19 protein-coding genes are annotated in these 20284 nt (G+C 74.5%); 7 read left to right on the forward strand and 12 right to left on the reverse strand.

Features of this window, described 5'->3' with window-relative positions; translation table 11 throughout:
- Positions 1–24: 24 nt before the first annotated feature.
- Positions 25–693, reverse strand: coding sequence for a response regulator transcription factor (locus ACGFMP_RS18760; protein ID WP_033177087.1), 669 nt, complete (start codon positions 691–693; stop codon positions 25–27).
- Positions 694–884: 191 nt separating this feature from the next.
- The gene (locus ACGFMP_RS18765) at positions 885–1514 is read right to left on the reverse strand and encodes a DUF3000 domain-containing protein (RefSeq protein WP_393673578.1); all 630 of its coding nucleotides are present in this window, start codon (positions 1512–1514) and stop codon (positions 885–887) included.
- 86 nt (positions 1515–1600) lie between these two features.
- Between ACGFMP_RS18765 and hemE the strand changes: the two genes are divergently transcribed.
- Positions 1601–2659, forward strand: a complete 1059-nt coding sequence (gene hemE / locus ACGFMP_RS18770; protein ID WP_393673580.1) for a uroporphyrinogen decarboxylase — start codon at positions 1601–1603, stop codon at positions 2657–2659.
- 15 nt (positions 2660–2674) lie between these two features.
- Here the strand turns inward: hemE and ACGFMP_RS18775 are convergent, their stop codons facing one another.
- The gene (locus ACGFMP_RS18775; protein ID WP_393673582.1) at positions 2675–3937 is read right to left on the reverse strand and encodes a DUF4349 domain-containing protein; all 1263 of its coding nucleotides are present in this window, start codon (positions 3935–3937) and stop codon (positions 2675–2677) included.
- Positions 3938–4071: 134 nt separating this feature from the next.
- On the opposite strand from ACGFMP_RS18775, the gene hemG reads away from it, so the two are divergent.
- Together hemG and hemQ are read left to right on the forward strand one after the other, a co-directional pair.
- The gene (gene hemG, locus ACGFMP_RS18780; protein WP_393673584.1) at positions 4072–5559 is read left to right on the forward strand and encodes a protoporphyrinogen oxidase; all 1488 of its coding nucleotides are present in this window, start codon (positions 4072–4074) and stop codon (positions 5557–5559) included.
- 4 nt (positions 5560–5563) lie between these two features.
- Complete coding sequence (gene hemQ / locus ACGFMP_RS18785; protein ID WP_393673585.1) at positions 5564–6316, forward strand: hydrogen peroxide-dependent heme synthase; 753 nt, start codon at positions 5564–5566, stop codon at positions 6314–6316.
- 34 nt (positions 6317–6350) lie between these two features.
- On the opposite strand, the gene ACGFMP_RS18790 is transcribed toward hemQ, so the two are convergent.
- A complete protein-coding gene (locus tag ACGFMP_RS18790) occupies positions 6351–7139 on the reverse strand; it encodes a transglutaminase domain-containing protein (protein WP_393673587.1) in 789 nt (262 codons plus the stop codon).
- A gap of 93 nt (positions 7140–7232) precedes the next feature.
- Positions 7233–8624, reverse strand: coding sequence for an MFS transporter (locus ACGFMP_RS18795; protein ID WP_393673589.1), 1392 nt, complete (start codon positions 8622–8624; stop codon positions 7233–7235).
- A 198-nt stretch (positions 8625–8822) separates the two neighbouring features.
- On the opposite strand from ACGFMP_RS18795, the gene ACGFMP_RS18800 reads away from it, so the two are divergent.
- Positions 8823–9701 (forward strand): helix-turn-helix transcriptional regulator, encoded by an 879-nt coding sequence (locus ACGFMP_RS18800; RefSeq protein ID WP_393673590.1) that lies wholly within the window; start codon positions 8823–8825, stop codon positions 9699–9701.
- A gap of 190 nt (positions 9702–9891) precedes the next feature.
- Here the strand turns inward: ACGFMP_RS18800 and ACGFMP_RS18805 are convergent, their stop codons facing one another.
- A complete protein-coding gene (locus ACGFMP_RS18805; RefSeq protein WP_393673592.1) occupies positions 9892–10590 on the reverse strand; it encodes a peptidyl-tRNA hydrolase in 699 nt (232 codons plus the stop codon).
- Positions 10591–10649: 59 nt separating this feature from the next.
- Between ACGFMP_RS18805 and ACGFMP_RS18810 the strand changes: the two genes are divergently transcribed.
- Entirely contained in the window at positions 10650–12224 is a 1575-nt protein-coding gene (locus tag ACGFMP_RS18810) for an ATP-binding cassette domain-containing protein (protein WP_393673594.1), read from the forward strand.
- Between the two features lie 54 nt (positions 12225–12278).
- Here the strand turns inward: ACGFMP_RS18810 and msrB are convergent, their stop codons facing one another.
- From msrB to ACGFMP_RS18830, 4 genes are all read right to left on the reverse strand, one after another.
- Positions 12279–12683 carry a peptide-methionine (R)-S-oxide reductase MsrB gene (gene msrB / locus ACGFMP_RS18815; protein WP_393673596.1) on the reverse strand — a complete coding sequence of 135 codons (405 nt, stop codon included), beginning with the start codon at positions 12681–12683 and terminating at the stop codon, positions 12279–12281.
- 10 nt (positions 12684–12693) lie between these two features.
- Positions 12694–14088 carry a UDP-N-acetylmuramate--L-alanine ligase gene (gene murC, locus ACGFMP_RS18820; protein WP_393673598.1) on the reverse strand — a complete coding sequence of 465 codons (1395 nt, stop codon included), beginning with the start codon at positions 14086–14088 and terminating at the stop codon, positions 12694–12696.
- 85 nt (positions 14089–14173) lie between these two features.
- The gene (locus tag ACGFMP_RS18825; RefSeq protein ID WP_393673599.1) at positions 14174–14650 is read right to left on the reverse strand and encodes an indole-3-glycerol phosphate synthase; all 477 of its coding nucleotides are present in this window, start codon (positions 14648–14650) and stop codon (positions 14174–14176) included.
- A gap of 131 nt (positions 14651–14781) precedes the next feature.
- The gene (locus ACGFMP_RS18830) at positions 14782–15585 is read right to left on the reverse strand and encodes a pyrimidine reductase family protein (RefSeq protein WP_393673601.1); all 804 of its coding nucleotides are present in this window, start codon (positions 15583–15585) and stop codon (positions 14782–14784) included.
- A 244-nt stretch (positions 15586–15829) separates the two neighbouring features.
- Between ACGFMP_RS18830 and zapE the strand changes: the two genes are divergently transcribed.
- Both zapE and ACGFMP_RS18840 read left to right on the forward strand, forming a co-directional pair.
- Positions 15830–16804 (forward strand): cell division protein ZapE, encoded by a 975-nt coding sequence (gene zapE / locus ACGFMP_RS18835; protein WP_393673779.1) that lies wholly within the window; start codon positions 15830–15832, stop codon positions 16802–16804.
- 19 nt (positions 16805–16823) lie between these two features.
- The gene (locus ACGFMP_RS18840; protein ID WP_393673603.1) at positions 16824–17687 is read left to right on the forward strand and encodes a polyphosphate kinase 2 family protein; all 864 of its coding nucleotides are present in this window, start codon (positions 16824–16826) and stop codon (positions 17685–17687) included.
- 43 nt (positions 17688–17730) lie between these two features.
- On the opposite strand, the gene ACGFMP_RS18845 is transcribed toward ACGFMP_RS18840, so the two are convergent.
- Both ACGFMP_RS18845 and ACGFMP_RS18850 read right to left on the reverse strand, forming a co-directional pair.
- Positions 17731–18627 carry an SAM-dependent methyltransferase gene (locus ACGFMP_RS18845; RefSeq protein WP_393673605.1) on the reverse strand — a complete coding sequence of 299 codons (897 nt, stop codon included), beginning with the start codon at positions 18625–18627 and terminating at the stop codon, positions 17731–17733.
- A 14-nt stretch (positions 18628–18641) separates the two neighbouring features.
- Complete coding sequence (locus ACGFMP_RS18850) at positions 18642–19655, reverse strand: methyltransferase (protein ID WP_393673607.1); 1014 nt, start codon at positions 19653–19655, stop codon at positions 18642–18644.
- Positions 19656–20284: the final 629 nt, after the last annotated feature.

Genomic DNA, 20284 nt, shown 5'->3' on the forward strand with positions numbered 1-20284 from the left:
ACGCCCCTCTTCCCTCGAAGCGGATCAGTGGATGATGCCCGTGCGCAGCGCGACCGCCACCATGCCGGCCCGGTCGCCCGTGCCGAGCTTGCGGGCGATCCGGGCCAGATGGCTTTTCACGGTCAGTGCCGACAAGCCCATCGACACACCGATCGCCTTGTTGGACTGGCCTTCCGCGACCAGCCGCAGCACCTCCACCTCGCGCCCCGACAGCTCGCGGTAGCCGCTGCCGGGGTGGCCGGAGGCGCCCGGCGGGCGGCGCTGCATGCGGGCGGCGGTGGCACCGAGGGGGGCGAGGCCGGGGCGGCCGGCCATCGACCCCGGGCTGTTGCGGGTGCCGGTGACGACGTAGCCCTTCACGCCGCCGGCCAGCGCGTTGCGTACCGCGCCGATGTCGTCGGCGGCGGACAGCGCCAGGCCGTTGGGCCAACCCGCCGCCCGGGTCTCGGCGAGCAGGGTGAGCCCGGAGCCGTCGGGGAGATGGACGTCGGCGACGCAGATGTCGCGGGGATTACCGACCCGGGGACGGGCCTCGGCGATGGACGAGGCCTCGATCACGTCGCGAACCCCGAGAGCCCACAGGTGTCGGGTGACAGTGGAGCGGACGCGGGGGTCGGCTACGACGACCATGGCCGTCGGCTTGCTGGGACGGTAGGCGACCAGGCTCGTGGGCTGCTCGAGAAGAACGGACACCGGGCCTCCTGTGGCAAAGGGGACTGGAACGGTCACAGTTTCCTTCGGCAGCAATTGCTCCGGGCTTTAGGGAAAGATCACGTTTTATTGGGGATTAATTCCGGCAAATCGGACGGTCGATCGAACGCCAGAGCAACGGGGGCACAGCTGTGCCCCGGACGCCTCGGTACTGCGCCCGGGACCGGGTGCGCTCAGGTCCGCCGCTTCGGCAGCGGCACCACGCCGGCCGTGCCCCGTCCCGCCGCGTCCGCGCCCTCGACGGGGGGCAGGCCCGCACAGGTGCACAGCAGATCGCACCAGGCCGCCAGATGCGTCGCCACGTCGATCACCCCGCCGGTCCGCTCGCGCGGTGACCACGAGGCGCGCAGTTCGATCCTGGTCTCGTCGGGCCGGTCGGCGAGACCGCCGAAGAAGTGCGAGGACGCGCGCGAGACCGTACCGCTCGGCTCGTCGTGGTCGGCGCCGCGGGAGTCCAGCGCCCCGATCAGCCAGGACCAGCTCACCTCGGGGAGCAGCGGGTCGCCCGCCATCTCCGGTTCCAGGTCGGCCCTGGCCAGGGTCACCAGCCGGAAGGTGCCCTGCCAGGCCTCGTGTCCCGCGGGTTCGTGCAGCAGCACCACCCGCCCGTCGGCCAGTTCCTCGCCGTCGGCCACCACCGTCGCCTCCAGTGCGTACGCGTACGAGGCCAGCCGGCGCGGAGCCGTCACCTCCTCGATCCGCACCTCGGACCGGACCCGCGCCCCCCGCAGAGCGTCCACCGCATGCCGAAAGGGAAACGGGACCCCGTCGTCCTCGCCGAGTTGCCCATGCACCGCTGCCATGCCCGGAAGACTAGGCCGCCGACGCCCCTCGCGTGCGCAACAACACCCGAGGCCCCGGAACTGGTGCCCGGTCCCGCCGTGGGAGGATGCCGGATGTGAGTGCGCACCAGCAGACCGCTGCTTCCCCCTTCATCCGTGCCTGCCGGAACGAACCGGTGCCGCACACCCCCGTCTGGTTCATGCGGCAGGCCGGGCGGTCGCTGCCCGAGTACCTGAAGCTGCGCGAGGGCATCCCGATGCTGGAGTCCTGCACGCGGCCCGACCTGATCACCGAGATCACCCTCCAGCCGGTCAGGCGGCACGGGGTGGACGCGGCGGTCTACTTCAGCGACATCGTGGTGCCGCTCAAGGCGATCGGCATCGACCTGGACATCAAGCCGGGCGTCGGCCCGGTCGTCGCCGACCCGATCCGCACCCGGCAGGACCTGGCCCGGCTGCGCGACCTGGACCCCTCCGACGTCGGCTACGTCACCGAGGCCGTCGGGATGCTCACCGCCGAGCTGGGCGGCACCCCGCTGATCGGCTTCACCGGCGCCCCCTTCACCCTGGCCAGCTACCTCGTCGAAGGCGGGCCGTCCCGCAACCACGAGCGCACCAAGGCGCTGATGTACGGCGACCCCGAGCTGTGGCACGACCTGCTCGACCGGCTCGCCGACATCGCCGCCTCCTTCCTCAAGGTGCAGATCGAGGCGGGCGCGAGTGCGGTGCAGGTGTTCGACTCCTGGGTCGGCGCGCTGTCCCCGGCCGACTACCGGCGGTACGCGATGCCGGCCTCCGCGAAGGTCTTCGAGGCCGTCGCGGGCCACGGGGTGCCCCGCATCCACTTCGGCGTCGGCACCGGTGAACTGCTCGGCCTGATGGGCGAGGCGGGCGCCGACGTCATGGGCGTCGACTGGCGGGTGCCGCTGGACGAGGCCGCCCGGCGGGTCGGCCCCGGCAAGGCCCTGCAGGGCAACCTCGACCCTGCGGTGCTCTTCGCCCCGACCGCTGCCGTCGAGGCGAAGGCCCGCGAGGTGCTGGACGCCGCGGCCGCGACCGGCACCGGCCACATCTTCAACCTCGGCCACGGCGTCCTGCCCAGCACCGACCCGGACGCGCTCAGCCGCCTCGTGGACTTCGTCCACCGCACCACGCAGGCGGCCTGAGACCCCCGCCGCCGGTCAGGCCGGCGGGTCCTGGTCCCGCGGCTCGGCTTGCGGCGGCACGGGAGGAGCGGTCGGCGCCACGGTCGCGTGTGGCGCCTCGCGCGACGCCGACCGCGACGCCGTCGAGGGCTCTCCGTCCGGGCCCTCCCGCTCCGGCTGCCTTCCCTCCGGCTCCTGGGCATCCGGCTCCTGGGCGTCCGGGTGCCTCGGCAGCCGGCCGGTGCGCTCGGGCAGCGTCGGTGACACCGCCTGCCCTGCCGCCGGCCACCACCGGCGCTGCAGCCGCCAGGCCACCCAGACCAGCGCCCCCAGCGCCAGGAAGGGCAGTATCGCGGACAGCACGACGAGCACAGCCCGGACCGTCACGTAGAAGGCGTGCCAGCCGCCGCCCAGCGCGTGGCCGACCGTCGTCCAGAAGCCGTCCTTCTTCTGCTTCTTCTCCACCGCCTTGTGCGGGGCGGCCTTCACCGGCGGCTCGCTCAGCCGCAGTGTGATCGTCGCCAGCCCGGCCTGCGCCCGCAGCGACGCCTGCTGGGCCTCCAGCGCCTCGAGCGCCGACTCGCGGCTGCTCAGCTCGCTCTCCAGCGAGACCACGTCCGAGAGCCCCGACGCCTGGTCCATCAGCTTGCGCACCCGGTCGACGCTGGCCTGCTGGGACTTCACCCGGCTCTGCACGTCCACCACCTGACTGGTGACGTCGTCCACGCTCACCTTGCGCCCGAGCAGGGTGCCGAGCCCGCCGAGGTCGTCGAGCAGCCCGTCGTACGCCGCCGGCGGCACCCGCAGCTGGACGGTCGAGGTGGCGTGGCCCGCCGCGTCCACCGCGGTGTCCTCGTCGCCCGCGTAGCCGCCCGCGCGGGCCGCCAGCGTCCTGGCCCGCTCCAGCGCGTCGGCGACATGCGGGGTGCGGATGCTCAGCTCCGCGGTGCGCACCAGATACGTCGGAGCGAGCGGCGGGGTCTTGGCGTCCGCGGCCCCCTTCGACGGTGCGCTGCCGGCGGCCGCGCTGCCGTCGGTGGCATTGCCGCTGCCCTCCGCTGCGGCGCCGCTCCCGGCGCCGCTGTCGCTGTCGCTGTTGCCCGAGCCGGCGTCCGGCGCGCTGCGGGCGTCGTTCAGGGCCGGGCCCGCGGCCTTGTCGGAGGCCGCGGAGCTGTTGTCGGACGACGCGCCGCACCCGGCGACGCCGAGCGCTCCGGCGAGCAGCAGCGCCGCGAAGGCGGCCGCCCCGCGTCGTCTGCGGCGGGTGCCGGGCGCGGGCTGTCTCCTGCTGAGTCTCATCTCAATTCCCCCCAAGGGCAGGGCCGTTGTGCATTGCCGCCAATTTGACGGCCGAGGCACCGATCCCGTTGCCGCTCCGCGGTACCGAAGGAGTCACGGTCGGAACTCGATCCGGCGTCTGAGACAGTGGACGCATGAGCCACACGCACAGCGGCAGGGGCGCGGCAGCCGCCCACGACCGGGCAGCAGGACCTTCGGCGGGACCCGCCGGGGGACATGTGGTGGTCGTCGGCGGCGGCATCTCGGGACTCGCCGCGGCCCACCGCCTCGCGGGCGCGGGCGTCCGGGTGACGCTGCTCGAAGCCTCGCCGCGGCTCGGCGGCAAGCTGCACGCGGACGAGATCGCCGGGGTGCCGGTCGACCTCGGTGCCGAATCGATTCTGGCCCGCCGCCCGGAAGCGGTGGAGCTCGCCCGCGAGGTCGGCCTCGGCGACGACCTGGAGCCGCCCGCCGTGCTCGGCGCCACGCTGTGGACCCGTGGCCGGCTGCGCCCCATGCCGCAGGGCCATGTGATGGGCGTCCCCGGCGACCTCGGGCCGCTCGCCGCGTCCGGCGTGCTCTCGGCCGCGGGCCTGGCCAGGCTGCCGCTCGACCACGTGCTGCCGCGCACCGGGATCGACGGCGACGTGGCGGTCGGCGCCTTCGTCGCCGCCCGGCTCGGCCGCGAGGTCGTCGACCGGCTGGTCGAGCCGCTGCTCGGCGGCGTGTACGCGGGGAACGCCTACGAGATCTCGCTGCGCGCCGCGGTGCCGCAGCTCTTCGCCGCGGCCGCCGCGCAGCGCTCGCTGATCGAGGCGGCCCGCGGCGTCCAACGCCGTGCCGCCGCCGCGGCCGGCACCGGGCCGGTCTTCAACGGCATCCGCGGCGGCATCGGCCGGCTGCCGCTCGCGGTGGCCGACGCCTGCCGGGCAGCGGGCGCCGTCATCGAGACCGGTGCGCCGGTGCGCGAGCTGCGCAGGAACGGGCCGCACGGCTGGCAGGTGCGGCTTGACGACCGGGTGCTCGACGCCGACGCGGTGGTCCTCGCCGCCCCCGCGCCCGCCGCGGCCCGGCTGCTCGACGCCGAGTCACCGGCGGCCGCCGCCGAACTCGGCAGCGTCGACTACGCCGGCATGGCCCTGGTCACCATGGCCTACCGCCGCAGCGACCTGGCCCGGCTGCCGCAGTCGAGCGGCTTCCTGGTACCGCCGGTCGACGGCCGGACGATCAAGGCGTCGACCTTCTCCAGCCGCAAGTGGGGCTGGCTGGACGCGGCCGGCGGCGACACGATGGTGCTGCGCACCTCGGTCGGCCGGTACGGCGACGAGGCCGACCTGGCCTGGGAGGACACCGACCTGGTGCGGCTCTCCCGGGAGGACCTGGCGGAGGCCGTCGGCCTGCGGGCCGCGCCCGTGGCCGCCCGGGTCACCCGCTGGGAAGCGGGGCTGCCGCAGTATCCGGTCGGCCACCTCGACCGGGTCGCCCGCATCCGCGAGCAGGTCGGCAAGCTCCCGGGCCTCGCGCTCTGCGGCGCCCTCTACGACGGCGTCGGCATCCCGGCCTGCGTCGGCAGCGGCCGACGGGCGGCGGCCGAGGTGCTGGGCACCCTGGTGCCGGGCGGCGCGGGCGGCGCGGGAGAATAGCCGCATGACCGATTCGACCGCCGACCACGCCCCCGACGCCGCCGCCGCGGCGCACGCCAGGGCCGCCAATGCCGGCAAGAAGGCCAAGGACCTCAACGAGGTCATCCGCTACACGCTCTGGTCGGTCTTCCGGCTGCGCGCCCCGCTGCCCGAGGACCGGACCGGCTACGCGGACGAGGTCGACGAGTTGTTCGCGCAGCTCGCCGCCAAGGACGTCACCGTCCGCGGCACCTACGACGTCTCCGGGCTGCGCGCCGACGCCGACCTGATGATCTGGTGGCACAGCGAGACCGCGGAGGCGCTCCAGGAAGCGTACAACCTCTTCCGCCGCACCCGGCTGGGCCGCGCGCTGGAGCCGGTGTGGTCGAACATGGCACTGCACCGCCCGGCCGAGTTCAACAAGTCGCACGTCCCGGCCTTCCTGGCCGACGAGACGCCCCGCGACTACATCAGCGTCTACCCCTTCGTGCGCTCGTACGACTGGTACCTGCTGCCCGACGAGGACCGCCGCCGGATGCTCGCCGACCACGGCAAGCTGGCCCGCGGCTACCCGGACGTGCGCGCCAACACCGTCGCGTCCTTCTCGCTCGGCGACTACGAGTGGATCCTCGCCTTCGAGGCCGACGAGCTCTACCGCATCGTCGACCTCATGCGCCTGCTGCGGGCCTCCGAGGCGCGGATGCACGTGCGCGAGGAGGTGCCCTTCTTCACCGGACGGCGCCGCGCGGTCGCCGACCTGGTCGCAGGACTCGCCTGACGCCGCGAAGGCCCGGCCTTGCGGCCGGGCCCGGTCAGAACCCGGCCGCCCGCCGCCCGAGGACGGGTTCGGCGAGCAGCCTCGCCGGGCCGCACAGGGTCTGGCCGTGCCGGCCGAAGAGCTCGTCGCGCGAGTCGAAGTACCCGAGGTCGGCGAGCAGGTAGGCCGACAGGTCGCAGGGGCCGCCCGCGGGGCAGGCGGCGGTGCCGTCCCAGTCGACACTCGTCCTGGACAGGGCCTCGAAGAGCGTCTCGGGACCGGCGTTCGTGAATCCGCCGCCGCCGCGTCCCGCCACCTCGCCCGCGACGGTGAAGAGCTCGGAGACGGGCAGCCAGGGGGCGACGGCGTGACCGGCTTCCGGTAGCCCGTCGAGACGGAACTCCGGCCACGCCAGGATTACTTGGCCGGGCACGAGCCCGCGCAGCCGGGGGAAGCGCGGATACCAGAAGCTGCCGTCGACGACCAGGCCGCGTACCCGGGACGGCACGCCCCAGGCGCGCGCGACAGCTTCCAGTACGGCCATCCGCTGGCTGCATGAGCCGCTGCCGCGCCGCAGGACCCGCGACACCGGCCGGGCCTCCGTCACCGAGTACACCGGGCGGACCTCCGCGGAGATCCACCGGTGGGCGCGGCGCAGTGCCGCCGCCTTCGCCGCGGGCCCCGCGCCTTCCGCGGGTGCGGTCCCGATGCTCCGCACCGCGGACAGGACGCGCGGGTCGTCCCAGTCGAGTATCCGGGTGGGCGCGGTTGCGCCGCGGGCTCCGCGGGCGCCGGCCGCGCCCTGCCGGTCCCGCCGGCACGGCATCAGCAGCGTACTCACCATGATCGGCCCCTCCCCGTTCCCGATGGCGCCTCAAGTCTCCCAGTTTTTTGAACACGTTCAAGTCTGATGGGCGCGCTCTGCCGCCGGACTCGGCTACGTCTCGGCAGGGAGGGCCGCCCCGGCCGGGCGGGGGACCCAGCGGGCCGTCAGGGACGCCGCCGCGAGCAGTGCGGCGGCGGCGATCAGCAGGGAAAGGCGCAGTCCGGGCAGGAAGTCGCCGGCCACCAGCGTGCCGAAGAGGGCCACGCCGACCGCGCCGCCGACCTGGCGCGCGGTGTTCAGCCCGGCAGCGGCGACACCGGCGTGGCCTGCGGGTGCCGCGTCGAGGACGGCGCTGGTCATGGCGGGGACCGCGGCCCCGCCGCCGAGGCCGACCAGGAGCGTGACCGGGCAGACCGCCCACAGCGGTGCGCCGGGGCCGACCGCGAGCAGGGTGAGCAGGCCCGCGGCGAAGAGGAGTTGGCCGCCGACCAGCGGCACCCGCGGGCCGCGGGCCGCGGTCAGCCGCCCGCCGTAGAGGTTGGCCGCCATCGAGGCCAGGCTCATCGGCAGGAAGGCCAGCCCGGTCAGCAGCGCGGAATGCCCCTGCTCGTCCTGCAGGAACAGGCTGAGCAGGAAGACGATGCCGTAGTAGGCGAGATTCTGCACGAAGCCCGCCGCGGTGGCGGCGGACACCGCCGGGCAGGCGAACAGCCGCGGCGGCAGCATCGGCTCCGCCGCGCGCCGCTCCCACCACACGAAGGCCGTCCCCGCCGCCGCGGCCAGCGCGAGCGCGGCCGTCACCGGCGGGGACGCCCAGCCGAGGGAGCCGCCCTCGATCAGCGCGAAGGTCAGCGCGCCGAGGGCCGCGAGCACGGCCGCCTGCCCCGGTAGGTCGACGCGGCGGGGCCCGCCGGGCACCGGTTGCGCGCGGCCCGCGGCCGCCAGCCCGACCGCGCCGATCAGCAGGTTGACCAGGAAGAGCGACCGCCAGCCGAGCCAGGCCAGCAGCAGGCCGCCCACGACGGGTCCCGCCGCCACGGCCGCGCCGCCGGCGGCCGCCCACACGCCGACCGCACGGTTCCGCGCGTCGGCGTCGGTGTAGGCGTGCCGCACCATGGCGAGCGAGGCGGGCAGTTGCACCGCGGCGCCGACGCCCTGCACGAAGCGTGCGGCGATCAGCATGCCGGGGGAGACGGCCAGCCCGCAGGCCAGCGACGCGGCCATGAACAGGCCGAGCCCCGAGGTGAAGGCCAGCCGCGCCCCGAGGCGGTCGCCGAGCGAGCCGCCGATCAGCTGGAAGGCGGCGAACGTCAGCACGTAGCCGTCCACCACCCACTGCAGCCCGGTGAGGCCTGCGCCCAGGTCGCGGCCGAGGGTGGGCAGGGCGACGTTCACGATGGTGGCGTCGAGGCTGACCATCAGGAAGCCGAAGGACGCGGCGAAGAGGGTCAGTCGCGGGCGGGCGGGAGCGGCCCCCGCGGGCCGGGTGGCGGTGATGATCACTGTTCCAGGCTGGCGCGGGCGCCCGCCGGGCGGAAGCCGCCAGGGTGTACCCGACAGGGCTACGCTGACCGGCGGTGCCCCGCGCGCCACCAGGGGCGGGGTCCGTCCCGGTGGTGCGGACGGCGGTCGTCCGCGAGGGCCGGCGGGCCTACGGCAGCCGGTCGGGGCAGGACGCGGCAGTGGCGAGGGGCGGTTGCGATGGCCGGGCGGAACGATCTACGGGCGCGTGAGCTGGGCGCCTTCCTGCGCTCCCGGCGTACGCTGCTGGCCCCCGGCGCCGTGGGACTGCCGGGCGGCGAGGGAGTACGCCGCACCCCCGGCCTGCGCAGGGCCGAGGTCGCGCGGGTGGCCGGTGTGAGCGAGGGCTACTACACCCGGCTGGAACAGGGCCGCGCGCCACACCCGTCGGCCGCGGTGCTGGGCGCGCTCGCCCGGGCGCTGCGGCTCACCCCGCAGGAGGCCGGCCACCTCTTCGCGCTGGCCGCCGACCGGGCGGGCCCGGCGGCCGAGGCCGCGCCGCCCGCGCCGGGCCTGCCGGCCGCCTCGGGCGCGCGGCGCATGCTCGACCTGCTCGCGCCACCCACCGCCGGCTACGTGATCGACGCCCGCAGCGACGTACTGGCGTGGAACACCGCGGCTGCCGCGCTCTTCGCGCACCTCGTCGAAGGGCCGCGCCGCCCCAACAACGTGCGCTACGTCTTCACCGACCCGGCGGCAAGGTCGCTTTTCGCCGACTGGCCGGAGATCGCGGCCGACTCGGTGGCGCACCTGCGTGCCGAGACCGGGCACCGCCCCGACGACCCCGCACTCGCCGCGCTGGTCGCGGAACTCACCGCGGCCAGCCCCGACTTCCGCCGGCTGTGGACGGCCCGCGCCCTGCGCCACAAGGCCGACGGCCGCAAGCACCTGAACCACCCCGAGGCGGGACCGCTCGCCCTGGACTACGTCGTCCTGTCCACCCCCCTCCCGCCGCCGCACCGCCTCGTCGCGTACTCGGCCGACCCCGGCACCCCGGCGTTCGCGGCCCTGACCCGGCTGAGCCGGATCCCGAAGGGCCGCCCGGAGGACGCCGGTTAGTGCCGTGACGGGAGGGTTCACGGGAAGCTCGCGGCCCATGCGCGGTGCGTGGCAGGGCGGCCGGATCGGCCTCGTGGCGGCCCTGCCGGGCCGGTCCGGCAGCGCCGCGTGGCGGCACCCCGGGACGGAGTCCGGGGGGAGTGCCGCCCAGAACATCGGGAGCCGGTGGACCTACCCGGTCATCACTGCACTAGGGCCGCAGGGCGGGGTGATCGGCGATGACCGTGGGGGAGTCCGGGGGGATCTCGGTGAAGCCGGCGTCACGGACGACCGGGAGGTCCGAGGTGGTGAGCCGCGCCCAGGCGCCCGGGGACGGGGTGCGGACCGCGAGCGCGAAGCCCGCCGCCCGCCAGGCCGCCCTGGCGGCGCCGTCCAGCTCCCACCAGGCCAGCTGGGCCCCGTGCCCGGCCTGGGCCATCGCCTTGCCCGCCGACATCGTGATGCCGGGGTTGGTCCAGAGCACCGGCTCCCCCGGGCCGGGCGGAGCCACGGGGTCGGGGTCGTCGAGTTCGGTGCCCGACACCTGGAGCTTGGCCAGCTCCTTGGGCCAGCCGTCCAGCGGCACCGGCGGGAAGACCCGGACCTCCGCGGCCTTCCCGGTGACGGTGATGCCGGGCAGTGCCTCGGCCCGCCGCCACTCCGCGCCCCGGGCGCGCCGTACGACCTTCCTGATCCTGGCGTCCTGCCAGTCGTTCACCGCCTGCGTCCACTCGCCGTCCTCGGCGGTGGCGCGTTCGTCGGACAGCAGGGTCAGTACGGCACGGGCCGCGGTCTCCAGCGCGTCGGTGCGCGGCGGCGGGGCGTCCCGCTCGATGCGCACCACGAGCGGCAGGACGAACTGCGGTGCCGCGTCCCGCTCGGCGGCAGTGTGCTGGAAGGGGCTGGTCACCCCCCAAGTCTGCCACCGGGGCCTGGCGCCCCCCGCGGGGGTGGTCCAGGATGAGGGCCGTGCGCGACAAGGGACTGCTGCGGCTCGACGGCGTGGGGCGGCGTTACGGACTGCGGGGGCCGTGGGTGCTGCGGGGCGTCACGCTGGACGTGCCGGCCGGGGCGCTGGTGCGGGTGGAGGGCGTGAACGGCAGCGGCAAGTCGACGCTGCTGCGGATCCTGGCGGGGGTGGACGCACCCGACGCGGGCCGGCTGGCGGGCCGCCCCGCCGCTTCCACCGCCTACGTACCGGAGCGCTTTCCCGCCGCGCTGCCTTTTCCGGTGCTGCGGTATCTCACCCACCTCGGCGCGGTCCGCGGCCTGCCCGCGGACACCGCACGGGAGCGGGCCGGCCACTGGCTCGACCGCTTCGGCATTGCCGGATACGCCCGCACCCCGCTGGACGAGCTGTCGAAAGGGACCTGCCAGAAGGTCGCGGTGGCGCAGGCACTGCTGGCCGACCCCGAGTTGCTGGTGCTGGACGAGGCGTGGACCGGGCTCGACACCGCCGCCCGCGAGACCCTCGACGCGGCGGTCCGCGCCCGGGTGGCGGCGGGCGGCACCGTCGTCTTCGTCGACCACGACCCGCGCCGGCTGGCCGGCGAGGCGACCCTCACGGTGACGGTGCCCGCCGGGTCCGGGCCGGTGACCGCGGTCCGCACCGCTGCCGCGCCGCCGCCGCCCGAAGGCGTCGTCATCGAGGCGCGGGGCGGGGGAGACCTGCCGGAGGAGGTACGGCCCTTCGCGGAACCGGACGGGGCGGGAGTACGGCTGGTGGTCCCGGCCGGCGGGTCGGACGCGGCGCTGCGGGCACTGCTCCAGGCGGATCCGGCGTGGCACGTCACCGGTGTACGCACCCAGGCCCCCGCCGCGGGTCCTGCCGGGGCGGACCTCCCCGCGGTCGCTCCCGGGCCGCGCAGGACCGCGGCACTGCTGCGCTACCAGGCCGACCTGCTGGCCCGCTCGCACCGCTGGCTGCCGCAGCTGCTCTGCTACGGCGCCGTCATGGCGATCGGCGTCACCGGCGGCCAGCCGCTGCTCGGCTCGCTGGGTTACGCCGCCGCGCTGCTGCTGCCGGTCGCCGCGTGGATGGTGCGGGTCTGCGTGGGAACCGAGCCCGCGGCCGCACGGGCCTGCGTGGCCTCCGCGGTGGGCGCGCGGCGCGCGCAGGCCGGCGCGCTGACGACCGCGCTGCTGGCGTCGTCGCTGGTCGGCGCGGTCGGTACGGGAGTCGTGGCGGTGATCAGCAGCGCGCGCTCCGACGACATGAGCACGGCGGTCCCGGTGGGCGCGGCGACCGTGGCGGGCCTGCTGGCCGCGGCCGTCTCGGTGCTGCTCGGCACGGCTGTGGGCGCGCTGACGAATCCGCCGCTGGTGCGCGGCGGCGGGTGGTCGCTGCTGGTGACCGGGGTGGGCGCGGGTGCCGTGCTGATCGTCTCGGGGTCGCCCGCGCAGGCCGCGGTGACCGGTCTCATGACCGGTTCCCGTACCGGGGCCGTCCACTACCCGGTCCCGGCCCTGCTGGTCGCGGCCCCGCTCGCAGCGCTGGCCGCGGCCCTTTCGGTCCGCGGCGCCCGCCACACGGCGGGGTCCTGAGGGTCGCGCCGGGTCCCGGCTCCGGTGGCCGGGCCCCGCGCGGGCCGTACGGTGCTACTCCTTCGGGCTGAGCCGCAGCGAGATCGAGTTGATGCAGTAGCGCTGGTCGGTCGGGGTGCCGTACCCCTCGCCCTCGAAGACGTGGCCGAGGTGGGAGCCGCAGCGCGCGCAGCGCACCTCCACCCGCACCATGCCCATGGTGCGGTCCTCGATCAGCTCGACGGCGTCGCTGTCGGCCGGGTCGTAGAAGGACGGCCAGCCGCAGTGCGACTCGAACTTCGTGTCGGAGCGGAAAAGCTCGGCGCCGCACGCACGGCACGCGTAGACGCCCTCGGTCTTGACGTCGGTGTACTCACCGGTGAAGGGACGCTCGGTGCCGGCCTTGCGCAGGACCGCGTACTCCTGCGGTGACAGCTCCTCGCGCCACTGCTCGTCGGTCTTGTTCACTTCATACGACATGGAGGTCCTCTCAGCTGCCGAGACGGGCGAGAATCCGTGGTCCGAGGTCGGTCACGTCGCCCGCTCCCATGGTGAGAACGAGATCACCCGGCTTCGCCATTCCTGCCACCAGCCCGGCCACCGCGTCCCGGTCGGACTCGGCGGTCACGTCGGCGCCCGCAGCCCTCGCCGCGTCGACGATGACGGCGCTGGTCACCCCGGGGATCGGGTCCTCGCGGGCCGGGTAGATGTCCAGCACCACCGAGGCGTCCGCGAGGCCGAGCGCGCCGCCCATCTCGACGCCCAGCTCCCGGGTGCGGCTGAACAGGTGCGGCTGGAAGACCACCAGCACCCGGCCGCCCTCCGCGGCGCCGCGGATCGCCTCCAGGTCGGCGGCCATCTCGGTCGGGTGGTGCGCGTAGGAGTCGATCACCTGCACCCCGGCCGCCTCGCCCTTGAGCTGCAGCCGCCGCTTGACGCCGGTGTAATTCGCCAGTGCCGACGCCAGGTTGCGGGCCGGGGCGCCGATCGCGATACCGGCGGCCAGCGCCGCGACCGCGTTGAGTGCGTAGTGCCTGCCGGGCACCGACACGGTGAAGGTCATCATCCGGCCGTCGAGCAGCACGGTGACCTCGCTGGTCAGGCCGCGCGGGTTGATCTTCACGACCCGGACGTCCGCGCCCTCCGCCTCGCCGACCGTCACGATGCGCAGGCCGCCGATGTCGCGGACCCGGGAGGTCAGCTCCACCGCGCCCGCCTGGTCGGCAGAGACCACCAGGGTGCCGCCCGGCCGCACCTTGCCGACGAAGGTCTCGAAGGACTCGTGGATCTCTTCGAGCGAGGCGTAGTTGGCGTGGTGGTCCAGCTCCACGTTCAGCACGATCGCCACCTCGGGGGCGTACGTGTGGAAGCTGCGGTCGCTCTCGTCGGCCTCGGCGACGAAGACGTCGCCCTCGCCGTGCCGGGCGTTCGACCCGGGCTCGTCCAGGTCGCCGCCGATCGCGTACGACGGGTCGAGGCCGAGCGCGGTCAGCGCGACCGCCAGCATCGAGGTGGTGGTCGTCTTGCCGTGCGTACCGGCGACCGCGATCGGCCTGGTGCCGTCCATGAGGGCGGCCAGCGCGTCGCTGCGGTGCACCACCGGCACCCCGCGCTCGCGCGCCGCCGCCAGTTCCGGGTTCTCGGCCCGGATCGCGCTGGAGACGACCACGGCGGTGGCGTCCTGCGCCAGGTGCGCGGCGTCGTGCCCGATGTGCACGGTCACGCCCAGCGCGCGCAGCGCCGCTGCCGTCTCCGAGTCACGCGAGTCGCTGCCGGCCACCCGCGCGCCGCGCTGGGCGAGGATCTTCGCGATCCCCGACATCCCGGCGCCGCCGATACCGATGAAGTGCGGTCGGTCCATGGTGGGCGGAACGGACGGGCTCATACGCGGATCTCCCCAGGGGCGGGCCGTTGACGGGTCAGCCGATTCTCGCACTGCCCGAAGCTGCCGGAGCTCACGTCCCCGGTGGCTACCCCTGGTCGTCCTGCTGTGCGAACAGCTTGAGCACGGGCACCCCCACCTTGTGGCGGGCGCGGGAGGTCCAGTCGCGGTGGAAGAACTCCTCCACGAAGTGCGGCGCGGTCAGCACGATGACCTCGTCGGCGCCGGTGCGCTCCACCACCTTCCGCAGCACGTCGAGCGGGTGCCGCTGGACGATCTCGCCGACCGCGTCGGCCCCCGACTTGCGCAGCGCCTCGATGGAGTGGGCCAGCGCGCGTTCCGCCGGTCCGAAGGCGTCGTCGCCCTCGGGCACCTCGTTCTCCCGGGCGGCGTCGTCCAGATGGCCCAGTGCCACGTCGTCCACGGCCCGCAGCAGGCGGTCCTGGTCCCCCCGGGGCTGCATCAGCACCACGAAGGAGACCTGCTCCTCGCCGTGCAGGGTCGTGACCAGCTCCACGTCCGCCGGAGCGAGCGGCTTCTCGATCATGAGTACGGTCGTGAACACGGACACGTCCTTCTTTCTCGCGGGCGAATCGGCCGTCACAGAGACCATCCTGCCCCGATCTTCACGGGGCACCGCTGTAAGTGTTCCCTGGCGGCGCCAAGCGGAACGAAGCAGTCCGGTTTTTTGCGGGCTCATCCTTGCCCCGGGCCGGTCCCGGTCGGCCGCGGCGCCCGGACGTACCGGGTGAACAGGTAGCCGTCCTCCTCCAGGATCGACGCCGGTAGGAAGCGGGCCGGGCCCTCGGGCACCGAGGGGCCGTTCATGACGCGCGGCGCGTCACCGCCCACCAGCAGCGGCGCCACCGTCAGGCACAGCTCGTCGAGGACGCCGGCCGCCGCGAACTGGGCGAGCAGCCGGGGACCGCCCTCGTGCAGCAGCCGGGTGTGGCCGAGCGCCGCGAGCTCCGCGACCGCGCGGGCCGGGTCCACTCCCTCGTCCCCTGCGACGACCACCCGGGCGCCGGCCGCCTCGGCCGCCGCGAGCCCGGCCCCGGGCGCCGACGCGCAGGTCAGGATCACCGTCGGAACGGCCGCCTCGCGGAAGAGCGGTGTGTCGAAGTCCAGGTCGAGCCTGCGGCTCACCACCGCGATCACCGGGGCGGGCGCCTGGCCGTCGGCGGCACGCTGTCCGGCGAAGTCCTTGCGTGCCTTGGCCGGGCGGTAGCCCTCGCGGCGGACGGTCTCCGCGCCCACGACGATCGCGTCGGCGAGAGCGCGCAGCGTGCCGAAGACGCGCATGTCGGCGGGGGAGGACAGGGGGGCCGACCTGCCGTCCGCGTGGGCGGCGCCGTCGAGCGACCCGACCATGTTCGCCCGCAGGTACGGGCGGTCCCTGCCCCCGGCCGCCGGGTAGGCGTAGGCGGCCGCCAGGCCGTGCGGGGTGTCGAGCGCGGGGCCGTCGTCCGCCGTCCCGGCGGGTGGGTGCAGGCGGTGCATGCCGTGCAGTCTTCCACGGGGCACCGCGGCACGCCCGGGGGCGCGCTTCCGGCCGCCGGGCGCGCCGCCGCCGCGCCGGAGCGCGTCCGGGCCCGGGGCCGCGAGGGGGGCGGGCAAGCCCCGCGCCGCCGGGCGCCGCGGCCACGCACTACGCTAAGGAGCCGTGTCGTCCTCCGCCCTGATCAGACCCGTCGCCCTCAGCGAGCGCAGCCCGCACGTCGAGACCGGGCGGCTCGTCGGGGAGATGGTCCCGCCGCCGAGGTTCGACGGCGTGCGGTTCGAGACCTACCAGGCGGACCCGTCCCAGCCGAGCCAGGCCGCGGCGGTGGCCCGGCTGCGGGCCTTCGCGGACCGGCCCGCACCGCAGGCGAGGCGGCGCTGGTTCAGGAGCGAGCCCGCGGCACCGGCCGGCGGGGTGTACCTGGACGGCGGCTACGGCGTCGGCAAGACCCACCTGCTGGCCTCCCTGTGGCACGCCACGCCCGCTCCCCGCGAGCGCAAGGCCTTCGGCACCTTCGTGGAGCTGACCAACCTGGTCGGGGCGCTGGGCTTCCAGCCCGCGGTGCACGCGCTGAAGGACCACCTGCTGCTGTGCATCGACGAGTTCGAGCTGGACGACCCGGGCGACACGGTCCTGGTCTCCACGCTGCTCGGCAAGCTCGCGGACGCGGGCGTACGGCTGGCGGCGACGTCCAACACGCTGCCGGGGAAGCTGGGCGAGGGGCGCTTCGCCGCGGCGGACTTCATGCGGGAGATCCAGGGCCTGTCCGGCCGGTTCACCAGCGTGCGGATCGACGGTGAGGACTTCAGGCACCGCGGGCTGCCGCAGGCGCCGGAGCCGTCCACGGACGAGCAGGTCACGCGGGCCGCGCTGCGGACGCCCGGGTCGGCGCTCGACGACTTCGACACTCTGGCCGCGCACCTGGCGACGGTCCACCCCAGCAGGTACGGGGCGCTGTGCGACGGGGTGGAGGCGGTCTTCCTGCGCGGGGTCACCGAGGTCACCGACCAGGCCGCGGCGCTGCGCCTGGTGGTGCTGGCCGACCGGTTCTACGACCGGGAGATACCGGTGACCGCCTCAGGCGTGCCCTTCGACCGGCTGTTCGGGGCGGAGCTGCTGGCAGGCGGTTACCGGAAGAAGTACTTCCGCGCGGTGTCCCGGCTGACCGCGCTCGCCCGCGACGCCGGGCGGCCGTCCGGGGCTGGCGGGGCGGCCTGAACGGGCGCAGGATCGCTGCATGGGCAAGGACAGGCACAAGAAGGCGAAGGGCGGCCTCCGGTCGCTGCTGCGGGTGCCGCAGGGCGGGGTGAGCCTGGCGTCGTACGACACCAGGGCGACCCCCGGCAGCCCCGGCGGCAAGGCGAAGGCGCTGGCCGAGACCGAGCAGGTGCGCGAACGGCTGGCCGCGTTGCAGGAGAGGCTGTTCGCACAGAGCACGTCGGGCGACCCGCGGTGCCTGCTGCTGGTGCTCCAGGGCATGGACACCTCGGGCAAGGGCGGCACCGTCAAGCATGTGGCCTCCGGGCTGAACCCGACGGGCGTGCGAGTGACGGCCTTCAAGACGCCCACCGGCGAGGAGCGGCAGCACCCCTTCCTCTGGCGGATCCGCAAGGCGCTGCCCGCGCCGGGCGAGATCGGGGTCTTCGACCGCTCGCACTACGAGGACGTGCTCATCACCCGGGTGCGCGACCTGGTGCCGCGGGCCACCTGGAGCCGGCGGTACGGGGTGATCAACCGCTTCGAGCAGTCGCTGGCCGACGACGGCGTCACGGTGCTGAAGATCTTCCTGCACATCGGCCACGAGGAGCAGCGCGAGCGGCTGGTGGCCCGCCTGGACAACCCCGCCAAGCACTGGAAGTTCAACGAGGGCGACATCGCCGAGCGCGCGCTGTGGCCCGCCTACCAGGAGGCGTACGAGGCCGCTCTCGACCGCTGTTCGACCGACAGCGCGCCCTGGTACCTGGTGCCCGCCGACCGCAAGTGGTATCGCAACTGGGCGGTCGCCAAGCTGCTGCTCGAACACCTGGAGCTGATCGGGCCGAAGTACCCGGAGGCGGACTTCGACGTGGCCGCGAGCCGGGCCGCCCTGCTGAAGACCTGAAGCGCTCGGCAGGCCTGAAGCGCTCGGCAGGGCGGCCGCGCGCTCAGTGCCGGCGGCCGGTGACCAGGAAGACCCGGTAGACGTCCGGCTGGTCGCGCGGCGGCACCGGTTCAGGCCAGCGGCCGAACTCGGCGCCCAGCCCACCGGGCTGCGTCACGTCGGCCTTGAAGCCGTGCTGCTCGAACAGCTCCTCCGGCTCGTCGCAGCCGAAAAGCCACGGGCACCCCCAGCTCGCGAACACCTCGAGCAGGGCACGCTGGCTCGGCATCGTCAGCGCGGCCGCGTTCACCAGGTCGGCCGCGATCCGGCTGCCGGGGGCCGACAGCTCGGCGACCTGGTCGAGCACCCGGTGCACCCCGGCCTCAGGGATGTAGAACAGCAGGCCCTCGAGCAGCCAGGCCGACGGCTGGTCCGCCCGGTAGCCGGCGTCGGCCAGGGCGTCCGGCCAGGACGGCGAGGTGAGGTCCACGGGGACGGGGCGGTGGTCCGCGGCGGGTGCCACGGCGGCCAGCCGCTCGCGCTTGTAGTCCAGCACCGCGGGCTGGTCGACCTCGAAGTAGCGGACCGTGTCGGGCCAGCGCATGCGGTAGGGACGGGAGTCCACGCCGGCGCCCGCGACCACGATCTGGTTCATGCCGGGCTCCTGGGCGGCGGTGCGCAGGAATCCGTCGAAGAAGCGGGTGCGGATGGCGTTGACGGCCCGCCGGTCGGTGCCGCCGGCGCCGGGCCGCGGCCCGCCGGACGGGGCGGGCGGCGCCTGCGCCGCGGCCGCGGCCGCGGCCAGCAGCTCGGCGAGCAGCGCGGGGCCGAGCTCGCCCGCGAGGGCCGCCGCGTACGGGTCCTGGTGGAGCGCGTCGGGCCTGGCCGTCTCCGCGGCCCGCATGGCGGCGGTGACCAGGGCCGTGCGGCCGACCGCGTCCAGGTTCACTGCGTGGGTCATCGAAGGTCCCCTTCTCACCCGGTGGCGCGGGGCGCCGCGATCACCGCGGTGGTCTCGGAGGGCAGGGCGGCGACCCGCTCCACGTCGAGACCGGCGCGGTCGAGCATCCCGGTGAACCTCTCGAGGGTGCGGTGCCGGCCGCCGTTGGTCATCAGCAGGTGCAGGTCCCACAGCGCGGGCAGCACGGTGGAGTCCTCGTCCACGACGACGCGTTCCAGGATCACCAGGCGCGACGACGAGTCGGGCATGGCCTCGCGGCAGTTCCTGAACACCTTGACGACCTCGTCGTCGCTCCAGCCCGCGAGCACCCGGCACAGCAGGTAGATGTCCTTGCCCTGCGGCACCGCCTCGAACATGTTCCCGCCGACCAGTTCGACGCGGTCGAGCCCCACGCCGGCGCCGATGTTCGCGGCCGCGACCGGCACCACGTGCTCGCGGTCCAGCAGCGTGCCGTGCGCGTCCGGCACGGCGGCCAGGATCGCTGCGGTCAGCTGGCCGATGCCGCCGCCGACGTCGGCGAACGTCTTGCCCGCGAAGTCGATGGCCTCGGGAACGTGGTCGAAGAAGAGGTTGCCGGCCTTCATGGCCAGCTGGAAGCGCTCGTTCACGTCGTCGTCGTGGCTGAGGTAGCGGTAGAGCGGTTCGCCGTACGCGATCTCGAAACCGGCGCTCACCGTGCTGATGGCCTCGTGCGCGTGGCCCCACGCGGTGTAGAACTCCTCGCCGTAGAGCAGGCACATGTTCCGCAGCGAGTCCGGCTCGTCGAGCAGGACGCCGCTGAGCGCGGTGTTGCGGTAGCCGCGCTGCCCGTCACCGTCGAACACGCCCATCGCGACCAGCAGCCGCATCAGGCGGTGCACGCCCTCCTCCTTGGCGCCGGTCGCGTCGGCGAGCGCGCTGTCGGTGGTCCTGCCGGCCGCGATGTGGTCCGGTATCCCCATCTTCAGCGCGGTGTGGAGGCACTGGGCGCGCCAGCCGCCCGTGATCAGCTCGACCGCCTCCTGGGCCGCCTTCAGGTCGATCTTCACTGCGGAACCTCCCTGTCGGGGCGGCATTCCCCACCGGGGATGCCGCCTCGGTTGATGACCGGAATCCCGGGAAAAGAATGTGCCCCTCACTGTCGCATTCCGTCCCTGTTTCTACTGCTGCGACCGGGAGGGGGGATTTCATTGCGCAACGCTGGAAGACGAGCCGAAGACCGAAAATAGCTCCCACCAGTGGAGCCGAGTGGGCGCCCCGGTGTCAAGGCCGTCCGGTAACAAGCCTTCGCGGCGGCCGGGAAAACACCGGCGCAAAGGGTTAATTGCATTCGATTCCGGTTCTTCCCGGATATGTTTATCGGTCAACGGAAAGGGGTGGTGCCACCTTTTCGGCCAACTGAACTCCGGGCCGGTGGCGGGCTGCCGGCCGTGTGCGATGCGGCCGCCCGGGGAATTCCGCAGCTGGCGGCGCCGGCAGTGCCAGGCGCCCGTATGTCAAGTACGCCTCCTTCTCGCCACAGGCCGATCACAGAAATGGTAGGGCCGTGTGGACGCTCCATGCGGGCCGTCGTTAAGCTGATCAGTCTGCCGGCACTCGGTATCGCCGGCGCATGGTGAACAAACGACGCGGATCTTCGACGCCCAGGAACCGATCACCTTTTCTGGTGGGCTGTAAA

The organism is Streptomyces sp. NPDC049040, from assembly GCF_043197715.1.
Lineage (GTDB): Bacteria > Actinomycetota > Actinomycetes > Streptomycetales > Streptomycetaceae > Actinacidiphila.

Excerpts from the sequence above, each read along its gene's own strand:
- ACGFMP_RS18830 (WP_393673601.1), bottom strand. The coding sequence starts at position 15,585 with ATGCACCGCCTGCACCCACCCGCCGGGACGGCGGACGACGGCCCCGCG.
- hemE (WP_393673580.1), top strand. The coding sequence starts at position 1,601 with ATGCCGGATGTGAGTGCGCACCAGCAGACCGCTGCTTCCCCCTTCATC.
- zapE (WP_393673779.1), top strand. The coding sequence starts at position 15,830 with ATGGTCCCGCCGCCGAGGTTCGACGGCGTGCGGTTCGAGACCTACCAG.
- ACGFMP_RS18775 (WP_393673582.1), bottom strand. The coding sequence starts at position 3,937 with ATGAGACTCAGCAGGAGACAGCCCGCGCCCGGCACCCGCCGCAGACGA.
- hemQ (WP_393673585.1), top strand. The coding sequence starts at position 5,564 with ATGACCGATTCGACCGCCGACCACGCCCCCGACGCCGCCGCCGCGGCG.
- murC (WP_393673598.1), bottom strand. The coding sequence starts at position 14,088 with ATGAGCCCGTCCGTTCCGCCCACCATGGACCGACCGCACTTCATCGGT.
- hemG (WP_393673584.1), top strand. The coding sequence starts at position 4,072 with ATGAGCCACACGCACAGCGGCAGGGGCGCGGCAGCCGCCCACGACCGG.
- ACGFMP_RS18800 (WP_393673590.1), top strand. The coding sequence starts at position 8,823 with ATGGCCGGGCGGAACGATCTACGGGCGCGTGAGCTGGGCGCCTTCCTG.
- ACGFMP_RS18790 (WP_393673587.1), bottom strand. The coding sequence starts at position 7,139 with ATGGTGAGTACGCTGCTGATGCCGTGCCGGCGGGACCGGCAGGGCGCG.
- ACGFMP_RS18845 (WP_393673605.1), bottom strand. The coding sequence starts at position 18,627 with ATGACCCACGCAGTGAACCTGGACGCGGTCGGCCGCACGGCCCTGGTC.
- msrB (WP_393673596.1), bottom strand. The coding sequence starts at position 12,683 with ATGTCGTATGAAGTGAACAAGACCGACGAGCAGTGGCGCGAGGAGCTG.
- ACGFMP_RS18840 (WP_393673603.1), top strand. The coding sequence starts at position 16,824 with ATGGGCAAGGACAGGCACAAGAAGGCGAAGGGCGGCCTCCGGTCGCTG.
- ACGFMP_RS18765 (WP_393673578.1), bottom strand. The coding sequence starts at position 1,514 with ATGGCAGCGGTGCATGGGCAACTCGGCGAGGACGACGGGGTCCCGTTT.